The organism is Actinoplanes sp. CA-252034 (assembly GCF_050956125.1).
Taxonomy (GTDB): Bacteria; Actinomycetota; Actinomycetes; order Mycobacteriales; family Micromonosporaceae; genus Actinoplanes.
Genome location: NZ_CP191846.1, coordinates 1,258,820 through 1,265,000, shown reverse-complemented (window position 1 = coordinate 1,265,000; position 6,181 = coordinate 1,258,820). Strand labels below are relative to the sequence as shown.

Here is a 6,181-nt window from a genome sequence, read left to right as displayed (position 1 = left end):
TTTTCGATCGCCCGCGCCCGTAGCAACACCTCCCAGTGGTCGCGCCCGGTGTGCAGCATGAACGCGGCCGGCACCACGAGGATCCGGGCGCCGGCGATCGCCAACCGACGGTAGAGCTCGGGGAACCGCAGGTCGTAACAGATGCTCAGCCCGGTGGGCACGCCGCCGACCTCGGCGACCACGGTGACGTCTCCGGGCGCCACGGTGCGCGACTCCTGATAGGAGACCCGGCCGGCGATCTCCACGTCGTACAGATGGATCTTGCGGTAGGTCGCCGCCCTCTCGCCGCCGGGAGTGAAGAGCAGCGAGGTGTTGTAGGTGCGCGCCGCATCCGGGCCCGTCTCGTGGAAGGAGCCGGCATGCACCCAGAGCCCCAGCTCGCGGGCCGCCGTCGCGAAGAAGGCGGCGAACTCGCCGTCGATCGGCTCCGGTTTCGGAGCCTCGGCGGAGCGGCCGAGAAAGTCGACATACTCCGGCAGGACCGCGAACTCCGCGCCGCCGGCGGCGGCACGCTCGAGCAGATCACGAGCGACGGCGAGATTGTGGGCACGGTCTTCCCGTGAGTTCAGCTGGCAGACGGCGACACGCATGAATCGAGCGTACGGCCACCCGCCCCCGATTCGTGCCGGTGCGACCCTGCCCGCTCTCATTGCTGTGCACGAGCACTCGGTGCAGCCCGCACCCGGCCGCAACGCCATCCTCACCGCTCTCAGTGCTGTGCACGAGCGGCTCGGGACAGCACGTCGCCCGATCGATCGGAAACCGGGTTCGTCAGTTGGGCGCCGCCCGCCCGCCTCCGGTTACGTGCGGAGAGCGCCGGAAACAGCACTGCCGTCATCCCATGAGGGTGACGGCAGTGTGGTGAAGCGGAGAGCTGGTCAGGCAGACTTCTCCTCGCGGTCCGGACGGCGGCGGCGGCCGACGAACTCGCGCGGGACGATCGTCGGGATCACGTTTTCCACGACGACCTCGCGGGTGATCAAGACACGGGCGGCGTCAGGATTGCTGGGGACCTCGAACATCACGTTCTGGAGGACCTCTTCCATGATCGCGCGCAGGCCACGGGCGCCGGTGCCCCGGAGCATGGCCTGGTCGGCGATGGCCTCCAGTGCGCCCTCGTCGAACTCCAGCTCCACGCCGTCGAGCTCGAAGAGACGCTGATACTGCTTCACGTAGGCGTTCCGCGGCTCGGTGAGGATCTTGATGAGCGCGTCACGGTCCAGGTTGCGGACCGTGGTGATCACCGGAAGCCGGCCGATGAACTCGGGAATCAGGCCGAACTTGAGCATGTCCTCCGGCATGACCTTGCCGAAGATGTCATCGGTGTTGCGCTCGGAGATCGACCGAAGGCGAGCGCCGAAGCCCACACCACTCTGGCCGACCCGCTGCTCGATGATCCGGTCCAGCCCCGCGAAGGCGCCGCCCACGATGAACAGCACGTTCGTCGTGTCGATCTGGATGAACTCCTGGTGCGGGTGCTTACGTCCGCCCTGCGGCGGGACGTTTGCCACCGTACCCTCGAGGATCTTGAGAAGGGCCTGCTGGACGCCCTCGCCAGACACGTCGCGGGTGATCGACGGGTTTTCGCTCTTGCGGGCGATCTTGTCGACTTCGTCGATGTAGATGATGCCCTGCTCGGCGCGCTTGACGTCGTAGTCGGCGGCCTGGATGAGCTTGAGCAGGATGTTCTCGACATCCTCGCCGACATAGCCGGCCTCGGTGAGCGCCGTGGCGTCCGCGATCGCGAACGGCACGTTCAGCATGCGGGCCAGCGTCTGCGCCAGATGCGTCTTACCGCACCCGGTCGGGCCGATCAGCATGATGTTGGACTTGGCCACCTCGACATCGCTGCCCCCGCCGGGAGCGCCGTTCGACTCGGCCTGGATCCGCTTGTAGTGGTTGTAGACCGCGACGGAGAGTGCTCTCTTCGCCTGTTCCTGGCCAACGACGTAGTTGTCCAGGAACTGGCAGATCTCCATCGGCTTGGGAAGCTCTTCCCACTTCACCTCGCCGGTCTCGGCCAGCTCCTCTTCGATGATCTCGTTGCAGAGGTCGATGCACTCATCGCAGATGTAGACCCCTGGGCCTGCGATGAGTTTCTTGACCTGCTTCTGCGACTTCCCACAGAAGGAGCACTTGAGTAGGTCGCCACCGTCGCCGATCCGTGCCACCTACGTTCTCCCTGCGTTCATTGGCCGGCCGTCGACCGGACCTTCTACGAGGACTGATTGCCTCGTTGCCATCTATCGTCCGCCGACCCGCCTACCTGAGGCTGCAGTCTCGACGTTACCCGCAAAGGGGCAGTTCTCCGACCCCCCAAAACGGGCGTGTCAGGGGTCGGCCAGTCTAGCGCCCGCCGGCCGGCCCCTGACACCGCACACCCAGGGTCAGACGTCTGCGGTCTGGAGGCTCTTCTTACGAGTCGCCAGAACGACGTCGACCAGCCCGTACTCCTTGGCCTCGTCGGCCGTCATGATCTTGTCGCGGTCGATGTCCTTGCGGACCTGCTCGATCGGGCGGGTGGAGTGATGCGAAATCAGCTCCTCCAGCTGGGTCCGCATCCGCATGATCTCGCGCGCCTGGATCTCGATGTCCGACCCCTGGCCGTAACCACCCTCGGTGGCCGGCTGGTGGATGATGATCCGCGAGTGCGGGAGCGCCATGCGCTTGCCCGGGGTACCGCCGGCGAGCAGCACGGCGGCCGCACTGGCCGCCTGGCCGAGGCAGACCGTGCTGATGTCGGGCCGCACATACTGCATGGTGTCGTAGATCGCGGTCATCGCGGTGAACGAGCCACCGGGCGAGTTGATGTACATCAGGATGTCGCGGTCCGGGTCGGTGCTCTCCAGCGTCAGCAGCTGGGCCATCACGTCGTTGGCCGACGCGTCGTCCACCTGCACGCCGAGGAAGATGATCCGGTCCTCGAACATCTTGTTGTACGGGTTGGACTCCTTGATCCCCCACGAGGTGCGCTCGGAGAACGAGGGCAGCACGTAGCGGTTGTGCACCGGAGCGAACCCGGGAGGCATGGAAAGGTCGGTCATGGTTCAGCTCCTCAGTTCAGCGTTCCGGCACCGTCCGGAACCTGCGTGGCCCCGGTGATCACCTTGTCGATGAAGCCATAGTCCTTCGCCTCCTCGGCCGTGAACCAGCGGTCCCGGTCGAAGTCGGCCGCGATCTGCTCCTGAGTCTGACCCGTGTGAAACGCGATCCGCTCCTGGAACATCCGCTTGGTGTAGAGCATCTGCTCGGCCTGGATGGCGATGTCGGCGGCGGTGCCACCCATGCCGCCGGACGGCTGGTGCATCATGATGCGGGCGTGCGGAAGGGCGAAACGCTTGCCCGCGGTGCCGGCGCAGAGCAGGAACTGCCCCATCGAGGCCGCCATGCCCATCGCCACGGTCTGCACGTCGTTGTCGATGAACTGCATCGTGTCGTAGATGGCCATACCCGAGTAGACAGAGCCACCCGGCGAGTTGATCCAGAGGTGGATGTCCGCCTCCGGGTCCTCGGCGGAGAGCAGCAGCAGCTGCGCGCAGATGCGGTTGGCGCTCGCGTCGGTCACCTCGCTGCCGAGGAAGATGATTCGCTCCCGCAGCAGACGGTTGAAGACCGAGTCGTCGAGGTTGCCACTCAGGGTGTCACCGCCGCCGCGCCGCGACACGGGCCCGGTGGGGATGTGGAGATCGGTCATGGCAGCCCTTCACAGCTTGCTGTGTCGGCCGAGAGTCCGGCCGGCAGGTTGTCCGTCGTACGACCAACCTAACTGGTCGGATGCGCATCAGCTTCCCGCTCGGGCAGGTGTTCGCTGACAGCGCATCGGGTGGCCGTACCCCCGGAAAAGACACCGGCCACCGCGCACCGTGAGCGGTGCGCGGTGGCCGGTGAGAAGCGAATCAGATCAGTGGTTGTGACCCGCGTGCTCGTCGCCGTCGCGAAGGTCCTCCAGCGAGAGCGTGTTGCCCTCGGAGTCCTTCATCGTGACCTGCTCCATGACCGAGGCCAGCGCCTTGCCCCGGCGCACGTCGCCGAAGACGGCGGCCGCGGCGCCCGAGCGCACCAGCTGGTCGTAGTACTGCTGGGGCTGCATCTGCGCGCGCTGCGCCCGGTGCACGATCTCGTGGCCGAACTCGTCGTCGGTGACCTGGACGTCCTCGGCGTCGGCGATCGTGTCGAGCAGCAGCTGGATCCGGACGCCCTCCTGAGCGGCCTCGGTCAGCTCCTGGTCGATCTGCTCCTCGGTCTTCTCCTCGGAGGCGAGGTAGTCGGCCAGGGTCGCGCCGATCCGCTCGAGCTGGTCGGTCATGGCCTGCTTGCGGCCCTCGACCTCGTCCTTGACGACGCCCTCCGGCGCCGGGATGGACGCCGCCTCGACGAGCTGCTTGAGCGCCTCGTCACGGGCCGCGTAGATCTGCTCGACCTTCTTGACCTTGGTGAGGCGGGTCTTCAGGTCCTCGCGGAGCTCGTCCAGGGTGTCGAACTCGCTCGCCAGCTGGGCGAAGTCGTCGTCGATCTCGGGGAGCTGCTTGTCCTTGACGCTCTTCACGACGACCTTCACCTCGGCGTCACGGCCGGCGAAGTCGCCGCCCACGAGCTGGGTGGTGAAGTTGGCCTCCTCGTCGGCGGACAGGCCGACGAGCACCTCGTCGAGGCCCGGAAGCAGCTGCTTGCTGCCGACCTCGTGCGAGATGTTGGTGGCCGAGCCGCCCGGAACGTCCTCACCGTCGACGGTGGCGTTCAGGTCGAGCTGAACGTAGTCACCCTCCGCAGCGGCGCGCTCGACGGTCTTGAGGGTCGCGAAGCGCTCACGCAGGCCGTTGATCTGCTCGTCGATCTCGTTGTCGCCGATCTCGACCGCCGGGACCTCCACGGTGATCGCGGAGAGGTCCGGCACGACGATCTCGGGGCGGACGTCGACCTCGGCCGTGAACTTCAGCGGCGCGTTGTCGGAGAACTCGGTGATCTCGACCTCGGGACGCCCCAGGGTCTTCACGTCGTGCTCCTGGACCGCGGCGAGGATCTGCTGCGGGATCGCCTCCTGAACAGCCTCGTTCAGAACGGCGCCACGACCGACGCGCTGGTCGATGACCGCTGCCGGAACCTTGCCCTTGCGGAAGCCCGGCACCTGGACCTGCGAGCCGATCTCCCGGTACGCCTTCTGCAGGCTCGGCTTGAGCTCCTCGAACGGCACCTCGATAGCGAGCTTCACCCGAGTCGGGCTCAGAGTCTCGACGGTGCTCTTCACAGGCGTACTCCTTGTTGCTGCGGATGTTGGTGTCAGTCGGGGTGGCGGGATTTGAACCCACGGCCCCTCGCTCCCAAAGCGAGTGCGCTACCAAGCTGCGCCACACCCCGTGGCGTCGGCCAGTGTATGCGGTCCGCTCGCCCGCGTGTGCGCTGGAGTCACCTGGTGGGGAATCCGGTTCGCGCGGACGGTAGATGATTCAGTAAGCTGTGCACGAGCCCCGAGGTTTTCGGGGGTCACGCGGGCGTAGCTCAATGGTAGAGCCTCAGTCTTCCAAACTGATTACGCGAGTTCGATTCTCGTCGCCCGCTCAAGTTTGTGCTGTTCAGAGCCTTGTATCATCGATACAGGACGATAAGGCAAGATCGTTTGGTAGGGATCTTGGTGGGACTCGGCCTCTACCGTCACGGCGACTCGGCCAGAGTCGGTAACTCGGCCAGGCGCCGTCATCCATGTCACACCTGTTCAGACCAGATGCCCCTCGGCCATGACACACCGGCGCCTCCGCCGCGTCGGCGTGTCGTCGGAGTGGAATCTGAAGACAGAGACTTCGCTGGGACTGGATTCCGGTCGTGATCGCACGGTCCGGAGCCGGGTCGATGCCCGCCATGGGCGGGATCTCCCAGATCTTGGACGCGGCGCCCCTCACGCCGAGAACAAGGATTCGCCGTGCACTCGCCGGCATTCCGCTGAAGGATTCTCCGCCACCAGACGCAGCATGAGCGCACGGTGTGCAAGCGTCCGCGCCGTCGGTCCCGGGACACGGCGGCGGGCGCGCAGGTCACGATGCCAGCGCAGTACCGTTTCCGGCCGCACCAGCAGCGTCGACCTATGCAGACTCGCTCGCAGCAAGGCACTCCGGCGAAGACACACCGATCAGTCGGGTGCGGCGGCGGCATCGTGGACGAGCCGTGGCCAATGGCGCCTTTGGATGGA

At 66.2% G+C, this 6,181-nt stretch carries 5 protein-coding genes and 2 tRNA genes (1 of these 7 only partly in view); 1 reads left to right on the top strand and 6 read right to left on the bottom strand.

Features of this window, described 5'->3' with window-relative positions; translation table 11 throughout:
• The 6 genes from ACQPZW_RS05865 to ACQPZW_RS05840 all read right to left on the bottom strand — a co-directional run.
• On the bottom strand, nt 1-590 hold the 5' portion of the coding sequence (locus tag ACQPZW_RS05865) for a carbon-nitrogen hydrolase family protein (RefSeq protein WP_433793807.1). The gene continues 205 nt to the left of window position 1, outside the view; only the first 590 of its 795 coding nucleotides appear in the window; its start codon is at nt 588-590; the stop codon falls past the left edge of the window.
• 288 nt (nt 591-878) lie between these two features.
• Nucleotides 879-2,171 carry an ATP-dependent Clp protease ATP-binding subunit ClpX gene (clpX, locus tag ACQPZW_RS05860; protein ID WP_433793806.1) on the bottom strand — a complete coding sequence of 431 codons (1,293 nt, stop codon included), beginning with the start codon at nt 2,169-2,171 and terminating at the stop codon, nt 879-881.
• 216 nt (nt 2,172-2,387) lie between these two features.
• Nucleotides 2,388-3,044 (bottom strand): ATP-dependent Clp protease proteolytic subunit, encoded by a 657-nt coding sequence (locus ACQPZW_RS05855; protein ID WP_433793805.1) that lies wholly within the window; start codon nt 3,042-3,044, stop codon nt 2,388-2,390.
• 11 nt (nt 3,045-3,055) lie between these two features.
• On the bottom strand, nt 3,056-3,694 hold the full coding sequence (locus ACQPZW_RS05850) for a ClpP family protease (protein WP_433793804.1): 639 nt from the start codon (nt 3,692-3,694) through the stop codon (nt 3,056-3,058).
• A gap of 207 nt (nt 3,695-3,901) precedes the next feature.
• Nucleotides 3,902-5,245: a trigger factor gene (gene tig, locus ACQPZW_RS05845; protein WP_433793803.1), complete on the bottom strand. Its 1,344-nt coding sequence runs from the start codon at nt 5,243-5,245 to the stop codon at nt 3,902-3,904.
• 36 nt (nt 5,246-5,281) lie between these two features.
• Nucleotides 5,282-5,355 (bottom strand) — tRNA-Pro (locus ACQPZW_RS05840).
• A gap of 130 nt (nt 5,356-5,485) precedes the next feature.
• Here ACQPZW_RS05840 and ACQPZW_RS05835 point away from each other — a divergent pair.
• Nucleotides 5,486-5,556, top strand: a tRNA-Gly gene (locus ACQPZW_RS05835).
• Nucleotides 5,557-6,181: the final 625 nt, after the last annotated feature.

Bases quoted from the DNA above. Each gene is read 5' to 3' on its own strand.
- ACQPZW_RS05855 (WP_433793805.1), bottom strand. From the start codon at position 3,044: ATGACCGACCTTTCCATGCCTCCCGGGTTCGCTCCGGTGCACAACCGC.
- ACQPZW_RS05850 (WP_433793804.1), bottom strand. From the start codon at position 3,694: ATGACCGATCTCCACATCCCCACCGGGCCCGTGTCGCGGCGCGGCGGC.